This is a genomic window from Pseudomonas sp. PA-4-8C (assembly GCF_021606625.1).
Taxonomy (GTDB): domain Bacteria; phylum Pseudomonadota; class Gammaproteobacteria; order Pseudomonadales; family Pseudomonadaceae; genus Aquipseudomonas; species Aquipseudomonas lactis.
In genome coordinates this window covers 25581-40647 of the sequence record NZ_WKCD01000026.1, presented here as the reverse complement: position 1 = coordinate 40647, position 15067 = coordinate 25581, and the positions used below count along the sequence as shown (strand labels likewise).

Sequence of the window (15067 nt, the reverse complement as noted above, 5' to 3'; positions counted from 1 at the left end):
GTTCAAATGGTTGCCGCCGACCTGCGGATACCGCCTGGTCAGCGAGCGCAAGGACTTGCCGCTGTGGCATCACCTGGTCTGCGGCGACCGTGACGCGGTGCACCACGAACGCATTTCCCAGTCCGGGCGCATGCTCAGCGAAGGCAGCGTGCCCGAGGATGACTGGGAGGATTACCTGATTTTCCGCGCAGGCTGAACGAGGAGTGTGTATGAAGGTGGCCGCCAAGTGGGCAGCGGGCCTGGTCGTGCTGGCGCTGAGCGGGCCGGGCTGGTGCGCGAAGAAAGTCGACCTGGATTACCACATCAAGCTGTTGCCCCAAAGCCAGCAGGCCGAGGTGCGCGTCAGCCTGTCCCAGGGCGCGGCGGTGCGCAGCCTGAACTTCGACCTGGGCCGCGACGGTGACTACAGCGACTTCAAGGCCGATGGCCAGTGGCAGGTCACCGGCAACCGTGGCCTGTGGCAACCCAGCGCCGACAAGGCCAGCCTGACCTACCGGGTGCGCCTGGCCCATGCGCGCAAGCCCGGGGTTTATGACACACGGATCACGCCCGGCTGGGCGTTACTGCGCGGCGAAGACCTGGTACCGGCCGCACGTCTCGATCAGCAAGACGGCATCGAGCTGGTCTCACGCCTGCTGTTCGAACTGCCTACCGGGTGGAAGAGCGTCGAAACCGCCTGGCCGCGCATCGGCCAAAACAAATTCCGCATCGACAACGTGTCCCGCCTGTTCGACCGTCCCACCGGCTGGATGCTGGCGGGCAACCTCGGCAGCCGCCGCCTGCGCCTGGGTGAAACCGACGTCACCGTGGCCTCGCCAAAGGGTCAGGGCATGCGCCGTATGGACGTGCTGACGCTGCTGACGTTTGTCTGGCCCCAGGTGGAAGCCGCCTTCCCGCGCCATCCCGGCAAACTGTTGATCGTCGGCGCCAGTGACCCGATGCGGCGGGGGGCTTATTCACTGCGCGACTCGATCTACCTCAACAGCCGCACGCCGCTCGTTGGCGAAAATGGCAGCAGCCCGTTGCTGCGCGAAGTGGTACAGGCCATCGGGCGCTTCAACGACCACGATAGCAGTGACTGGATCAGCGAGGGCTTGGGCGAGTACTACGCGATTGAACTGATGCGGCGTGCCGGTGGCATCACCGATGAACGCTATGCGGCGATCCAGGCGCGGCTGACCAAAGAAGGTAAAGACGTCACTACGCTCAAAGGCGAGCACGTCAACGGCGCGACGCTGGCGCGTTCGGTGGTGGTGTTGCAGGAGCTGGACCGAGAGATCCGCGTGAAGACCCACAACAAACGCTCCCTGGACGATCTGGCGCAGGCAGTGATGCGGGTGAACAGCATCAACACCAAAGAGTTCGTGCAGTTGGCCGAGAGCGTGATCGGCGAGTCGTCGGTGGTGCTGGACAGCAAACTGCTGCGCTGATTCCTAGCCCTGTGCAATTCAACATGTGGGAGGGGGCTTGCCCCCGATGGCGGTGGGTCAGCAAAAAGTAGGCTGCTGACACTCTGCTATCGGGGGCAAGCCCCCTCCCACATTTGAATCTCCAGCATGTCCAAGTCTTAGATCAGGCTTTAGGTTTCACCACCTTTTCAGCCGCCACTTCAGCCTTGGTTTTCAGGTTCTTCAACTCTTCCCCGGCCCGTTCGATCTTGGTGCGCACGCTGTTCATTTCCTGGCGGCCCTGTTCCAGTTTGTCCTTGAGCGAACTGTGCCCGGTAAAGCCACGGGCCAGTGCCACGCCACCAATCGCCACCTGGATCAAGCCGAAAATCCCACCGCGGCGCAGGCCTTTACCCACCATCATCACTCCGCCGGCCACTGAGCCAATGCGTTCCCAGCCATGCACGTTCTGGTTGGGTTGAGGTTTCAACGGTGTGGCTTCGATGACAGGTCGCAAGGTTTTGCTGTCGCTCATGATCAGTCTCCAACAAGGGCAAGTGTTACTAGCTGACTACGCGCATGTGCCGGATGTTCCCGCAATATCAGTACTTGGGGCCCGAACGGGTGTTGTTGCCCTTGGCCAGGCGGTCATAGAGCACCACGTTGACCGTGGCCGCTAGGTTCATGCAGCCGGTGGTGGGGATGTACACCACGTCCTCGCACCAGTCGCGGATCTCTTTGTCCAGGGAACCGTCTTCGGGGCCGAAGATATACAGCGCGCGGTCGGGGTGAGTGTATTCAGGCAACGGGCGGGCGCCTTCGACCAATTCCACGGCGACCGGGATGCAACCCAGGGGCAGGATCTTTTTCAGGTCGTCGATGCCGATCAGCGGGATATCGTGGTGCACCTTCTTGGTGTCGGTGATGAAATCCCGGGCGCGCTCGTAACGTACGCCGGTGTAGAACACCGAGGCCACGCCGTAGCAGCCGGCGGCACGCATCACCGAGCCGACGTTTTCGGGGGATTTGGGGTTATACAGACCGATGCAGCTGTAGCGTTTATTGCCCACGGGGAAGGGTGCCTTGAGAAAAACGGCGATTATACGGCCTGGGGGGATGCAGTGCTTGGACGATCGTCATCGCGGGCAAGCCCGGCTCCCACAGGGAAATGCATTCCTACTGTGGGAGCTGGCTTGCCTGCGATGAGGCCGGAACAGGCAAAGAAAAGCCTCAGTCGTCCTTCTTCATCAACCCCGCCAACGCCGCAAACGGGTTGTGCGTTGCCTTGGCAATGCTCGGGCTGCTGGTGGAGCCTTCGCCGAAGTACTGCTGGTCGGTGTAGCGCGAGTGTTCGTTGTCGTGGCAGTACAGGCACAGCAACTCCCAGTTGGAACCGTCCTGGGGGTTGTCATCATGGTTGTGGTTACGGTGGTGGACGGTCAGTTCACTTAAGCGCTTGCCGGAAAACTCACGGGCGCAGCGGCCGCACACATGGGGGTACATCTTCAAGGCTTTATCGCGGTAGCCCATTTCGCGGTCGCGCTGGGCATCGGCGAGGATGCGGTCCAGCTTGGCGGTGTGGGAGGGCGGGTTGTTCGAGCTCATCATGGCTCCTGGCTATTATTGGGTGGTTCACGGATAGGGTTGATTCTAGCCGCTCCCACAGGGGATTGGCGCGATTGAATCAACCGTGATCAGCCCTTGAGCTTCTCTGCAATCCAGATGGTATGCCGCGTGCCCTTGTTGCCATGGGCAAATACTTGCACTTCCTCGGCCTTGAAGCCGGCCTTGCGCAGTTTGTCACTGAACAGCTTGTCGGCGCTGGCCGACCACACCGCCAGCACACCCTTGGGCCGCAGGGCCTTGGCGCACGCGGCCAGGCCACTGGCCGAGTACAGCCAACTGTTGGCTTTTTGCGTGAGTCCCTCGGGGCCGTTGTCGACGTCGAGCATAATCGCGTCAAAGCCTTGTGGTTCGGCCTGCAGTACCTTGGCCACGTCTTCCTGGCGGACCACGGTGCGCGGGTCCAGCAGCGGGCGACCGGATTTCTCCCCCAGCGGCCCACGGTTCCATTCCACGACGCCGGGCACCAGTTCGGCCACCACCACTTCGGCGCTCTTGCCCAAATGCTTGAGCGCCGCAGCCAAAGTAAAGCCCATGCCCAGGCCGCCGATCAGCACCCGTGAACCCGGGCGACCGGCCACCTTGCGGCAGGGAATCTCCGCCAGGGCATCTTCGGAGCCGTGCATGCGCGTGTTCATTAACTGGCCGCCGTCACCGCCCTGGATCTTGATGACGAAGTCCTCGCCGTATTCGAACAGGCACAAGGCACCGCCGTTGTCGGGGATTGGGGTGGTGTCCAGCAGAACGAAACGTTTCATGGAAATCTCATTGGGAAGGGCATTCTTGCGCGGTTGGGAGTAGCCTTAAGGCATTCCGGTCAGGCCATGGAGCCATCGATGAAGTGCAGCATTCTAACGGTCATTGTGTTGAGCGCGCTCGCATTGGGTACCGCGCAGGCTCAGGAGTTACAAACCGTACCGGTCGCGCCCACGCCAACCCCAGGCGCGCCGGGCACGCCAACGCCCACGTTGTACCCGCAAGTCACGCCGCCCGTTGCGCCCAAGACCCATAATGGCGCGCCACCGCTGGCGCCCATCGTGCTGCCGGCACCGCCCAAGGACCAGACGGTCCCTGGCCTGCAGCAGAACGACAGCAAGCCAAAGACGCCAGGCGGTTAGACCAGGCCGAGGGCCTTGAACACAAAGGCATATTCGAGGGCGACGTCACGTAGCCCCTGATAGCGCCCGCTCATGCCGCCATGGCCGGCGCCCAGTTCGGTCTTGAGCAGCAGCAGGTTGTCGTCCGTCTTGGTATCACGCAGCTTGGCCACCCACTTGGCGGCTTCCCAGTACTGCACGCGGCTGTCGTTGTAACCTGCGATTACCAGGGTAGCTGGGTAAGCCTGGGCGCGGACGTTCTCGTACGGCGCGTAAGCCTTGATGCGCGCGTACACCTCGGGGTCTTCGGGGTTGCCCCATTCGTCGTACTCGGTGATGGTCAGCGGCAGTTCCGGGTCGAGCATGGTATTGAGCACGTCGACGAACGGTACTTCGGCAATCGCCGCCTGGAACAATTCCGGGCGCTGGTTGAGCACCGCGCCGATCAACAGGCCGCCGGCACTGCCGCCGCTGATCGCCAGTTGCCGGGAGGTGGTCAGGCCCTGGGCGATCAAATGCTCGGCGCAGGCGATAAAGTCGCTGAAGGTGTTCTGCTTGTGTTCCTGCTTGCCGTTGCGATACCAGGCTTCCCCCAGCTCACCGCCGCCGCGCACATGGGCGATGGCAAACGCCACCCCGCGGTCGAGCAAGCTCAGGCGCGCATGGGAAAACCACGGGTCCAGGCTTGAGCCGTAGGCCCCGTAGCCATACAGGTACAGCGGCGTCGGCTTGCCGAGCTGGTCACGTTTGACCACCAGGCTGATGGGCACCTGGGTGCCGTCGGCGGACGTGGCCCACAGGCGTTGGCTGACGTAATCATCGGCGTTGAAGACGCCCAGCACCGGGGTTTCCTTGAGCACAACCTGCGCGCCTGTCGCCAGGTCGAGCTGGCGCACTTGGGCGGGACGGTTCAAGGCTTCATAGCGCAGGCGGATCTTGTCGCTGGGAAACTCCAGGCTGTTCTGCACGTAAAGGCTGTAGGCGGCGTCAGGCAATTGCACCCGATAGGCCGGCACGTTCTCGGGGTGTACTTCGATAACCGGCAGGCCACCAATGCGCAGGCTCAAGGTCATGGCGTTGGCGTTCAGGCTCACGCCGTCGAGCATGACCTCATCGCTGTGGGGGATCAGGTTCTGCCAGTCGGCTTCGGTGGGCGGCGTGCCGGTGTCGGCGGCCACGTACAGTGCATGGTTGATGCCGTCGCGGTTGCTGCGGATAAACCAGGTCCATTCGCCGTTACGCTTGCCGTGGTCGACATCGTACTCGTGGTCTTCGACCCGTGGCGCCAGGCAGGTGAAGGCCAGGTGCGGTTGCTCGGCGTCCAGCGCCCAGACTTCACTGGTGGTCTTGCTGCCCAGGGCCAGCAACAGTTGTCGTTCGGAGCTTGAGCGGTAGCAATGCAGGAAGAAACGGCCGTCGGGCTCGTGGAAGACTTCCTGCGCGGCGGTGCCGTCCAGGCGATAGCGATACAGTTTGTGCGGACGATGGGTGTCGTCCAGCTCACCGAAAAACAGGGTCAGGCTGTCATTGGCCCAGGTCATGCTGCCGTCGCAGTTGTCGAACGCCAGTTCGCTGACCTTGTCGGACGCCAATTCCTTCACGAACAGGGTGTAAATCTCTTCGCCACTGGTGTCGAGGCTGTAGGCCAGGCGTTGGTGGTCGGGGCTGATGCTGAATGCGCCCAGGGAGAAAAAGCCGCCATTGGCCAGTACGTTAGGGTCCAGCAACAGTTCTTCGCTGCTGGCGTCCACGTGGTTGCTGTCATCGGCCGGGCGGCGGCAGCGGTAGTGGCGGGCGTATTCGTCGCCGGCGGTGGTGCGGGTGTAATACAAATACGGGCCCCAAGGGGAGGGCAGGGACAGGTCGGTTTCCAGAATGCGGCCCTTGATCTCGTCGAACAGGGTCTCGCGCAACGCCTGCTGATCGGCCAGTTGCGCTTCCTGCCAAGCGTTTTCGACCTTGAGGTAGTCGAGCACCTCAGGGTTGTCGCGTTCTTGCAGCCAGGCGTACGGGTCTGGGCCTGGGGCCTTGCGGGCAATCGGTGCGGTGGAAATAGGCATGGATAATTCCCTATCTGGCAGACGGTGGCAGGCATTGCAGCCGCGACACGCAAAAGCCGTTATCATAGCCGCCTGTTTGCCAACCTTGCCATGGACACCATGACCGAGAACGACTATCTGACCGCTTGGGGCCTTTACGCCTTCGCCGCTTTGGGCTGCCTGTTGGTGTGGTGGCGCATGACCCGCTGGATCTGGCGCTGGCTGCGCGAGCCCCTGCAATTGCTGATGGCGGTGTTGCTGCTCAGCCCGACCATTGTCGACCCGGTCAAGACCCAGTTTGCGCCGGCCGTGGCCATTACCGCCCTGGACCTGCTGCTCAAGGTCGGCAACAACGCCTGGCGCGCCATTTCCGACCTGTTCATGTACACGATGATCGTGTTTGCCCTGTACATCGTGTTTGTGCTGATCCGCTGGCCCATCGAACGCGCCGCCAACGCTCGCCGTGAGCGCAAGGCGGCTGCGGATGCCGCCTTGGCCGCTGAGCCGGAAGACGACGAACCGTTCCGTCGCCCGGCGCCTGCCGGTGGTATGCGGGTCGAACCGCGCCTTTAACGTTGTTTGCCCTGCAGCGAGAGCCCTGGCATGTGTGAATTATTGGGCATGAGTGCCAACGTCCCCACCGATATCGTGTTCAGCTTTACCGGGCTGATGCAGCGCGGTGGGCGCACTGGCCCGCACCGCGACGGCTGGGGTATTGCCTTCTATGAAGGCCGTGGCCTGCGCCTGTTCCAGGACCCGGCCGCCAGCAGCGAGTCGGAAGTCGCGTTGCTGGTGCAGCGTTACCCCATCAAGAGTGAAGTGGTGATCGGCCATATTCGTCAGGCCAACGTGGGCAAGGTCAGCCTGGCCAATACCCATCCGTTCGTGCGCGAGCTGTGGGGGCGTAACTGGTGTTTTGCCCACAACGGCCAACTGGCGGACTTCAATCCCCGCGCCACCTTCTACCGCCCGGTGGGCGATACCGACAGCGAAGCAGCGTTCTGCGACCTGCTCAACCGCGTGCGCGAAGCCTTCCCCGAGCCAGTGGACATTGAGCAGGTGCTGCCCGACCTGATCGCCGCCTGCGCCGAATACCGCAGCAAAGGCGTGTTCAACTGCCTGCTCAGCGACGGCGACTGGCTGTTCTGCTACTGCTCGACCAAGCTTGCGCAGATCACCCGGCGTGCGCCTTTTGGCCCGGCGCGCTTGAAAGATGTCGATGTGATCGTCGATTTTCAGGCTGAAACCACCCCCAATGATGTGGTAACGGTGATCGCCACCGAGCCGTTGACTGACAACGAAAACTGGACCCGCTACGAACCGGGCCAATGGAGCCTGTGGCGACGCGGTGAATGTGTCAGCCAGGGCGTTACCGAGTAAGGAATCGAGCATGTTGCTGAGCTATCTGCGGTTGGTATTGTTTGCCGTTGGCTTGTTGGTCGGCGTGCAGGTGCCTGGGTTTATCAATGACTACGCCAAGCGCGTCGAGGCCCACCTGATCGAGGCGCAGACCGGCTTGCGCGGTTTCGAGTCCACGGCGCAGCAGTTCTTCAACGGTGATATGCAAGCCTTGGTGGCGCATTACCGCGCCAGCGATGACCCGGTGTTCCAGAGCGACGCCAGCAGCCTGGGCGCCATGCTCGACCGCCAGCTCGAGCTGGACAAGCAATTCCAGGCCATGCAGGGTCCGTGGTACATCCGCGCCCTGCAAGTGGCCGTGGCTGCCGACCCGGATATCCGTTCGGAGACCTGGAATGGCTACAGCTACCAGATCTTGCTGACGCCCGAAGCCATGGGCTGGGGCCTGGGCGGGGCGATGCTGTTGTCGTTCGGCATCGAGTGCCTGTACCGCTTGATCGACTGGGTGGTGCTGGGTGGTCGGCGCCTGCGCCAGAGCCGGCCCATCGAAGAGCGGGACCTCAAGGGCCTCTAACGACCCACTGATCGTTCCCACGCTCCGCGTGGGAATGCTTTTTCTGACGCTCCGCGTCGCGCGTGAGGGCGCAGAGCGCCCTGTGCTGCATTCCCACGCAGAGCGTGGGAACGATCAGTCGGGTTTATTCAGTTGCATGCGTTCTGCACCGACTTGCTCGGCATAGCGGGCAACGACTTTCTGGCACAACCCCACAATCTCCTCCACCAACTCCACCCCCACACGCCACGACACCACCACCTGCAAGTTCGGCAGACGCTGGGCCATGGGCAGCATGACCAATTCCCCTCGCTCCAGTTCTTCGCTCACCAGCACCGGTGGCAGCGCGCCGATGCCGAAGCCATCGCGCAGCAACCGGGTGATCGCCGACACCGAGTTCACGCAGTTCATGCGCGGTGCGGCCACGCCATTGGCCTGCATCAAACTCAATACGTCCTGATGCGGGTGGGAGTTTTTCGAGTAGGTGATGATGCGCTCCTGGGCCAGCTCGGCGAGGGAGGCGTAGTCACGGTTGTAAATCGACTGGCTGGCCACGATCCAGGCCATGGGGTGGCTGGCCAGTTCCAGGCTGCGCACGGTTTCCAGGCGCAGCAGGTCGGTTTGCAGGATCAGGTCGAGGAAACCTTTTTGCAGTTGATCGCTGAGGTTCAGCGCAGTGTCGGCGACCAGCTCGATTTCCACCAGCGGGTACAGCTTCATCAGCTCAGCAACCAGCGGGCTTAGCCAGGTGTGGATCACCGTGTCCATTGCGCCGATCCGAATGCGCCCAACCTTGCTGCTGGTGGTCTCCAGGGACTGCTTCAAACCCTGCATGGTCACCATCATCTGCTCGGCATAGTCGAGCACTTTCAAACCTTCCGGGGTCAGGCTCACGCCACGCGAATCACGCAGGAAGAGCTTCACCCCCAACTCGCTTTCCAGCACGGCGATGCGGCTGGAGATCGAGGCCTGGGTGGTGAACAGCTTCTCGGCCGTGAGCCGGAAGCTCTTGAGCTTGGCCACCCAGACGAAGGTTTCGAGGAACTTCAAATTCATGGGATCAACTTTTTCTTATGCATGGATCGGTTTTTATTAGTTGGACGTCGCACCGGGCAAGCGCCAAAAATCGAGCTATTCCACGATAAGCGTCGTTGGGGTGTCAGGACAAGTTGCGAGTTCTGCGTAAAAAATCCCACACTACAAGAAAACAAAGCCTACAGGAGCGACCCCCGTGAGCCGCCTGCTACTGAACTGCGACATCGGCGAAAGCTTTGGCAACTGGACCATGGGTCTGGACGCCGAAGTCATGCCGTTCATTGATTGCGCCAACGTGGCTTGCGGTTTCCATGCCGGCGACCCGAGCATCATGCGCAAGACCGTCAGCCTGGCGTTCAAGCACGGCGTGCAAGTGGGCGCTCACCCGGCCTACCAGGACCTGCAAGGCTTCGGCCGGCGCTCCATGAATTACACGCCGCAGGAAATCCAGGACCTGTTGCACTACCAGATCGGCGCGCTGGACGGCATCTGCCGGGCCCAGGGCGGGCGCGTCAGCTATGTGAAACCCCATGGCGCGATGTACAACGACATGATGGCCAACCCGGCGCAATTGCGTGCGGTGATCCAGGCCGTGGCCGCCTACGGCGACCTGCCGCTGATGCTGCTGGCCACCCGCGACAACCGCGCGGCCCAAGCCTTGGGCGACGAATACGGCGTGACCCTGTGGTTCGAAGCCTTCGCTGACCGTGCCTATGACAGCAACGGCCATCTGGTGTCCCGCCAGTTGCCCGGCGCGGTGCATCACGACGCCGACACCATCGTGCATCAGGCCCTGACCCTTTCCCGTGGCGAATCGCTGATTGCCAGCGACGGCAGCCCATTGGTGCTACAGGCCAATACCCTGTGTGTGCATGGCGACAACGCCAGTTCGGTCGCCGCCGTGCAGCGTATCCGCGAAGCGTTGAAAACAGCATGAACCCACGCATTGAAGTGGTGGCGATCGACTGCCTGATGGTGCGCCTGTTTGACGTGATTGCCGAAGCCAACATGCCGTGGATGCTCGCGGCTACCGAGCGCCTGCGCAACGGTTTTGGCCCGGCCTTGGTGGACCTGGTGCCGTCCTACACCACCTTGATGGTGCATTACGATCTCACGGCGCTGACTCCGGCCCAGGCCCGGGCGCTGATCGACCAGGCCCTCACCGATCTGCAACCCCAGGCTCAGGGGAGTGGCCAGTGCCATGTGCTGCCAGTGTGGTACGACCTGAGTGTCGGCCCGGAACTGACCTTGCTGTCCCAGCGCAGCGGGCTGGCGGTGGAGGAGGTGATCCGCCGCCACAGCGCTCACGAATATCAGGTGTTCGCCCTCGGTTTTGCTCCTGGGTTTGCCTTTATGGGGCTGGTGGACGAAGTGCTCGCCACACCGCGCCTCAACACGCCGCGCAAACGCGTGGCCGCCGGCAGCGTCGGCATCGCTGAACGACAAACTGCCGCGTACCCGGTGGTGTCCCCAGGCGGCTGGAACCTGATCGGCCGCACCCCGGCCAAACTGTTCGACCGTGAGCGCGACGGCTACAGCCTGATGCAGCCCGGCGACACGGTGCGCTTCGCCCCGGTCAGCCACGCCGAATTCGTCAACCTGGGTGGCGATGACACGCCGCTGGAGGCGCAGGCATGAGCCGCTTGATCATCGAGGCCAGTACGCCGCTGTGCCTGTTGCAGGACGCCGGGCGGTTTGGCGTGCGTCATCTGGGCGTGACCCAGGGCGGCGCGCTGGATTGGGTGTCGATGGCCTGGGCCAACTGGCTGCTGGACAATGCCCTGGATGCCCCGGTGGTGGAAATCACCCTCGGCGGCCTTACCGTGCAGGCCGAGGACTATTGCCTGCTGGCCCTGGCCGGTGCGGATCTGGGCGCCTATGTCGATGAGCGTGCGATAAGCCCGGGTCGCAGTTTTATTCTGCAAAAGGGCCAACGCCTGCGCTTCACCCAACCGTTCAACGGGGCACGCGCTTATCTGGCCGCGCCCGGTGGCTTTGATGCGCAGGCTGTACTGGGCAGTTGTGCCACGGTCGTGCGCGAAGCGCTGGGCGGGGTGGACGGTTTCGGTAAGGCCTTGGCCGAAGGCGGGCGGTTGGCGTATTCCGGTACGGGCGGTGCAATGAAGGTGCTGGCCAAGCCGGAGTTGCAGTCCGGTGCCTCATTGGACGTGATCATCGGCGCGCAGATAGGCCAGTTCAGCGGGCAGAGCCTGTTCGATGCTTTCAACACCGAATGGGCTCTGGACAGCCGTGCAGACCGCATGGGCATGCGTTTGCTCGGTACACCGTTGCAATACCAGGGGCCGTCGTTGATTTCCGAAGGGATTCCATTGGGCGCGATCCAGGTGCCACCGGATGGGCAGCCGATTGTGTTGCTCAATGACCGGCAGACGATCGGTGGTTATCCGCGGTTGGGCGCGTTGACGCCTTTATCCTTGGCGCGGCTGGCGCAGTGCTTGCCGGGGGAGAAGGTGCGGTTGGCACCGGTGGTGCAGGAGGCGGCGCATCGGCAGCACATCAAGTTTTTGCAGCGCTTTGCTGACTGCTAAAAGCATCGCAGGCAAGCCAGCTCCCACATGTTGACTGCATTTCAAAGTTGGAATGCATTCCTCTGTGGGAGCTGGCTTGCCTGCGATGAGGCCGGCCGGGACACCACCGCCTATTTGGAGAGAAAACGCATACCTTCTTCCAACCCGCGCAGCGTCAGCGGATACATCTGATCCTCCACCAACTCCCGCACAATCCCCGTCGACGCTGTATAGCCCCAGGTATCTTTTGGGTAGGGGTTAATCCAGATCAGCTTCTTGTACTTGGCCATGAAGCGCTGCATCCACACATACCCCGGCTCCTCGTTCCAATGCTCGACGCTGCCACCGGCCTGAGTGATTTCATAAGGTGCCATGGCCGCATCACCGATAAAGATCACTTTGTAATCGGCGCCGTATTTGTGCAGCAGGTCCTGCGTGGAGGTGCGTTCGGAGGTGCGACGCTGATTGTTCTTCCACACCGACTCATACACGAAGTTATGGAAGTAGAAGTACTCCAGGTGCTTGAACTCGGTCTTGCACGCGGAGAACAGCTCTTCGCAGATCTTCACGTGGGCATCCATCGAGCCGCCGATATCGAACAGCAGCAACAGCTTGATGGTGTTACGCCGCTCGGGGCGCATCTGGATATTCAGCAAGCCGGCATCGCGGGCGGTGTGGTCGATGGTGCCGTCGATGTCCAGCTCTTCGGCCGCACCCTGGCGCGCAAACTTGCGCAGGCGGCGCAGGGCGATCTTGATGTTGCGCGTGCCCAGTTCCACCTGGTCGTCCAGGTTCTTGTACTCGCGCTGGTCCCAGACTTTCACCGCCTTGCCCTGGCGCTTGCCGGCGTCACCGACGCGAATGCCTTCGGGGTTGTAGCCACCGGAACCAAAGGGGCTGGTGCCGCCGGTGCCGATCCACTTGTTGCCACCGGCGTGGCGTTCTTTCTGTTCTTCCAGGCGTTTCTTGAATTCCTCGATCAGCTTGTCGAGGCCACCGAGGGACTGGATCTGCGCGCGTTCTTCATCGCTCAAGGAACGTTCGAACTCCTTGCGCAGCCATTCTTCGGGGATCAGTGCCTGCAGGTGGTCGTCGAGCTTTTCCAGGCCGTTGAAATAGGCGCCGAAGGCCCGGTCGAACTTGTCGAAATGCCGCTCGTCCTTGACCAGGATCGCCCGGGCCAAGTAGTAGAACTCGTCCATGTCGGCGAAGGTCACGCGCTGTTTGAGCGCGTTGATCAGGTCGAGCAGCTCGCGCACCGACACCGGCACCTTGGCGGCACGCATCTCATTGAACAGGTTGAGCAGCATCAGCGATTACCGCGACGGCTCATGAACGCCAGACGCTCCAGCAACTGCACGTCTTGCTCGTTCTTAACCAAAGCGCCGGCCAGGGGCGGGATGGCCTTGGTCGGGTCGCGCTCGCGCAGCACCGCTTCGCCAATATTGTCGGCCATCAGCAGCTTGAGCCAGTCGACCAGCTCGGAGGTGGAAGGTTTTTTCTTCAGGCCCGGCACCTTGCGCACATCGAAGAACACATCCAGCGCTTCGCTGACCAGGTCTTTCTTGATGTCCGGGTAGTGCACATCCACGATCTTTTGCAGGGTTGTGCGGTCGGGGAAGGCGATGTAGTGGAAGAAGCAGCGGCGCAGGAACGCGTCCGGCAGCTCTTTTTCGTTGTTGGAGGTAATGATGATGATCGGGCGTTTCTTGGCCTTGATGGTCTCGTCGATTTCGTAGACGTAGAACTCCATCTTGTCGAGTTCTTGCAGCAGGTCGTTGGGGAACTCGATGTCGGCCTTGTCGATTTCATCGATCAGCAGGATCACCCGCTCTTCGGACTCGAAGGCTTCCCACAGCTTGCCCTTCTTCAGGTAGTTGCGCACATCGTGCACCTTGTCCACGCCCAGTTGTGAGTCACGCAGGCGGCTGACCGCGTCGTACTCGTACAGGCCCTGGTGTGCCTTGGTGGTGGACTTGATGTGCCAGGTGATCAACCTGGCACCGAAGGATTCGGCCAGTTGCTCGGCAAGCATGGTCTTGCCGGTGCCCGGTTCGCCCTTGACCAGCAGCGGCCGCTCCAGGGTGATGGCGGCGTTGACGGCCAGTTTCAGGTCATCGGTAGCCACATAGGCCTGGGTGCCTTCGAACTTCATCGGTCATTCCTCGAATTCATCAATGGCCTGACTATACCGCGCAGCCCCGGCGACTGTGAACGCAGACGGGGCATTCAGTCTCTGAATGGCGGGTCACATCAGCCCTGGCCCATGCAGGACGTGTGGGAGCTGGCTTGCCTGCGATGGCGGTGGGTCAGTTAACTAATCTGTCGCTGATACACCGCTATCGCAGGCAAGCCAGCTCCTACAGGGTTAATCAGCGCTGGGCTTGGGCTGTTCGTAACGGGCATTGAACGCCTGGATAAACCCATTGCGCAGAATCGCGATCACCGCCGAAAACGCACTGACATTTTGCTGATGCACGCTACCGCTCAGCTCTACACGGGTGGCGAACTGGTTTTTACGCTGGTTTTTCAGCACGGTTTCGCTGGCGCCCACCACGGCTTCCCAGATCGAGCGGAAGATATTCTTGTCCTGGTTTTCAACGTCTTGTTGCCAGTCGAACACCTCCACATCGCGCAGCAGCGGCTTGATGTAGCCGGTGAGCCGGCCATTTTCCGCCTGGGCTTCGATCACCACATCGCCCGTGCCGGCCTTGAAGTCGAACTTGCCATAGGCCGATGCGAAGTCATTCATGCGCTTGAGTTGCAGGTCGCGGGCGCGGAAGCGGAACTCGAACTCTTCGAAATCGCTCAGCGGATCAAAGGTGGCGTTGGCCTCCAGAGGCGCCTGGCCTTGCAGGAGTGCCTTGCCTTCGAAGCGGGCGTCGCGCTTGCCTTTGACATCCACCACATTGGTCAAGTTATAGAAGCTGGCGTTGACCCCGGTGGCGTTGATATTCACCTGGGGCTTGGAGCTGAAGTTATGGAAGGCGATCTCACCGTCTTCGATGCGCACTTCGTTGAGGGTGATCGGTAACAGTTTGCGCAGTTGCTCCTGCCAGTCGGTGCCTTTACCGGTCTGGGACGCCTGCTTGTTGGCACCGCCATCGACAAAGTTGATCTGCGGGCGCACAAAATGCCCCTCGGCCACGACGGCATGGTCGTACCACAGCGAATGCCAGCTCACCGCGAACTCGATCAGCGGTGCCTTGACGAACGGCACCGGGACCTTGCCGTCCACCTTGACGATTTGCAGGCCATTGATCCGGTAGGCGCCGCGCCATAGCGCCAGGTCCACATCGGCAATCTCGCCACGGTAATCGCCCATGTTGGCGAGTTTGTCGTTCAGGTAGTTGCGCACCAGGTAGGGCAGCGCAAGGTGGATGGCAATCAAGACCAGCACCAGAGCGGCGATGGTCCCTAACGGCCAACTGTAGCGACGTTTCAT

Annotated in this window: 17 protein-coding genes and 1 pseudogene; 9 read left to right on the top strand and 9 right to left on the bottom strand. The window is 61.8% G+C overall.

The window, feature by feature from the left end; translation table 11 throughout:
- Positions 1–196, top strand: a pseudogene (locus GIW04_RS07415) (YcgN family cysteine cluster protein); the annotation flags it as partial.
- Positions 197–209: 13 nt separating this feature from the next.
- Positions 210–1430 (top strand): hypothetical protein, encoded by a 1221-nt coding sequence (locus tag GIW04_RS07410; protein ID WP_034133631.1) that lies wholly within the window; start codon positions 210–212, stop codon positions 1428–1430.
- A 142-nt stretch (positions 1431–1572) separates the two neighbouring features.
- On the opposite strand, the gene GIW04_RS07405 is transcribed toward GIW04_RS07410, so the two are convergent.
- The 4 genes from GIW04_RS07405 to GIW04_RS07390 all read right to left on the bottom strand — a co-directional run bounded on the left by GIW04_RS07405 (position 1573) and on the right by GIW04_RS07390 (position 3769).
- Positions 1573–1923 carry a YgaP family membrane protein gene (locus GIW04_RS07405; RefSeq protein ID WP_057710842.1) on the bottom strand — a complete coding sequence of 117 codons (351 nt, stop codon included), beginning with the start codon at positions 1921–1923 and terminating at the stop codon, positions 1573–1575.
- 67 nt (positions 1924–1990) lie between these two features.
- Positions 1991–2458, bottom strand: coding sequence for an RNA methyltransferase (locus tag GIW04_RS07400; RefSeq protein WP_003189607.1), 468 nt, complete (start codon positions 2456–2458; stop codon positions 1991–1993).
- A 160-nt stretch (positions 2459–2618) separates the two neighbouring features.
- Positions 2619–2993, bottom strand: a complete 375-nt coding sequence (locus GIW04_RS07395; RefSeq protein ID WP_003189609.1) for a YajD family HNH nuclease — start codon at positions 2991–2993, stop codon at positions 2619–2621.
- Positions 2994–3082: 89 nt separating this feature from the next.
- A complete protein-coding gene (locus GIW04_RS07390; protein ID WP_003189610.1) occupies positions 3083–3769 on the bottom strand; it encodes a spermidine synthase in 687 nt (228 codons plus the stop codon).
- A gap of 78 nt (positions 3770–3847) precedes the next feature.
- On the opposite strand from GIW04_RS07390, the gene GIW04_RS07385 reads away from it, so the two are divergent.
- A complete protein-coding gene (locus tag GIW04_RS07385; RefSeq protein ID WP_057710843.1) occupies positions 3848–4129 on the top strand; it encodes a hypothetical protein in 282 nt (93 codons plus the stop codon).
- On the opposite strand, the gene GIW04_RS07380 is transcribed toward GIW04_RS07385, so the two are convergent.
- Entirely contained in the window at positions 4126–6168 is a 2043-nt protein-coding gene (locus GIW04_RS07380) for a S9 family peptidase (protein ID WP_120247662.1), read from the bottom strand. The genes GIW04_RS07385 and GIW04_RS07380 overlap by 4 nt on opposite strands.
- Positions 6169–6192: 24 nt before the next feature.
- On the opposite strand from GIW04_RS07380, the gene GIW04_RS07375 reads away from it, so the two are divergent.
- Genes GIW04_RS07375 through GIW04_RS07365 form a run of 3 tightly spaced genes read left to right on the top strand, consistent with a single transcriptional unit; the run spans position 6193 to position 8080 of the window.
- Complete coding sequence (locus GIW04_RS07375) at positions 6193–6720, top strand: MFS transporter (RefSeq protein ID WP_120247663.1); 528 nt, start codon at positions 6193–6195, stop codon at positions 6718–6720.
- A 30-nt stretch (positions 6721–6750) separates the two neighbouring features.
- A complete protein-coding gene (locus tag GIW04_RS07370) occupies positions 6751–7527 on the top strand; it encodes a class II glutamine amidotransferase (protein ID WP_003189615.1) in 777 nt (258 codons plus the stop codon).
- A 10-nt stretch (positions 7528–7537) separates the two neighbouring features.
- Positions 7538–8080, top strand: coding sequence for a DUF2937 family protein (locus tag GIW04_RS07365; protein ID WP_014717492.1), 543 nt, complete (start codon positions 7538–7540; stop codon positions 8078–8080).
- A gap of 114 nt (positions 8081–8194) precedes the next feature.
- Here the strand turns inward: GIW04_RS07365 and GIW04_RS07360 are convergent, their stop codons facing one another.
- Positions 8195–9115 (bottom strand): LysR family transcriptional regulator, encoded by a 921-nt coding sequence (locus tag GIW04_RS07360; protein WP_003189619.1) that lies wholly within the window; start codon positions 9113–9115, stop codon positions 8195–8197.
- Positions 9116–9290: 175 nt separating this feature from the next.
- Here GIW04_RS07360 and GIW04_RS07355 point away from each other — a divergent pair, with 175 nt between their 5' ends.
- Genes GIW04_RS07355 through GIW04_RS07345 form a run of 3 tightly spaced genes read left to right on the top strand, consistent with a single transcriptional unit; the run spans position 9291 to position 11643 of the window.
- Positions 9291–10031, top strand: a complete 741-nt coding sequence (locus GIW04_RS07355; protein WP_120247664.1) for a 5-oxoprolinase subunit PxpA — start codon at positions 9291–9293, stop codon at positions 10029–10031.
- Positions 10028–10732 carry a 5-oxoprolinase subunit PxpB gene (gene pxpB / locus GIW04_RS07350; protein ID WP_003189621.1) on the top strand — a complete coding sequence of 235 codons (705 nt, stop codon included), beginning with the start codon at positions 10028–10030 and terminating at the stop codon, positions 10730–10732. The genes GIW04_RS07355 and pxpB overlap by 4 nt, the downstream gene beginning before the upstream one ends.
- Positions 10729–11643 carry a biotin-dependent carboxyltransferase family protein gene (locus tag GIW04_RS07345; protein WP_003189623.1) on the top strand — a complete coding sequence of 305 codons (915 nt, stop codon included), beginning with the start codon at positions 10729–10731 and terminating at the stop codon, positions 11641–11643. The genes pxpB and GIW04_RS07345 overlap by 4 nt, the downstream gene beginning before the upstream one ends.
- Before the next feature lie 110 nt (positions 11644–11753).
- On the opposite strand, the gene GIW04_RS07340 is transcribed toward GIW04_RS07345, so the two are convergent.
- The 3 genes from GIW04_RS07340 to GIW04_RS07330 all read right to left on the bottom strand — a co-directional run bounded on the left by GIW04_RS07340 (position 11754) and on the right by GIW04_RS07330 (position 15067).
- A complete protein-coding gene (locus GIW04_RS07340; protein ID WP_003189625.1) occupies positions 11754–12932 on the bottom strand; it encodes a vWA domain-containing protein in 1179 nt (392 codons plus the stop codon).
- The gene (locus tag GIW04_RS07335; protein ID WP_003189627.1) at positions 12932–13777 is read right to left on the bottom strand and encodes an AAA family ATPase; all 846 of its coding nucleotides are present in this window, start codon (positions 13775–13777) and stop codon (positions 12932–12934) included. Before GIW04_RS07335 ends, GIW04_RS07340 begins: the two co-directional genes overlap by 1 nt.
- Positions 13778–13990: 213 nt before the next feature.
- Positions 13991–15067 carry a DUF748 domain-containing protein gene (locus tag GIW04_RS07330; protein WP_003189629.1) on the bottom strand — a complete coding sequence of 359 codons (1077 nt, stop codon included), beginning with the start codon at positions 15065–15067 and terminating at the stop codon, positions 13991–13993.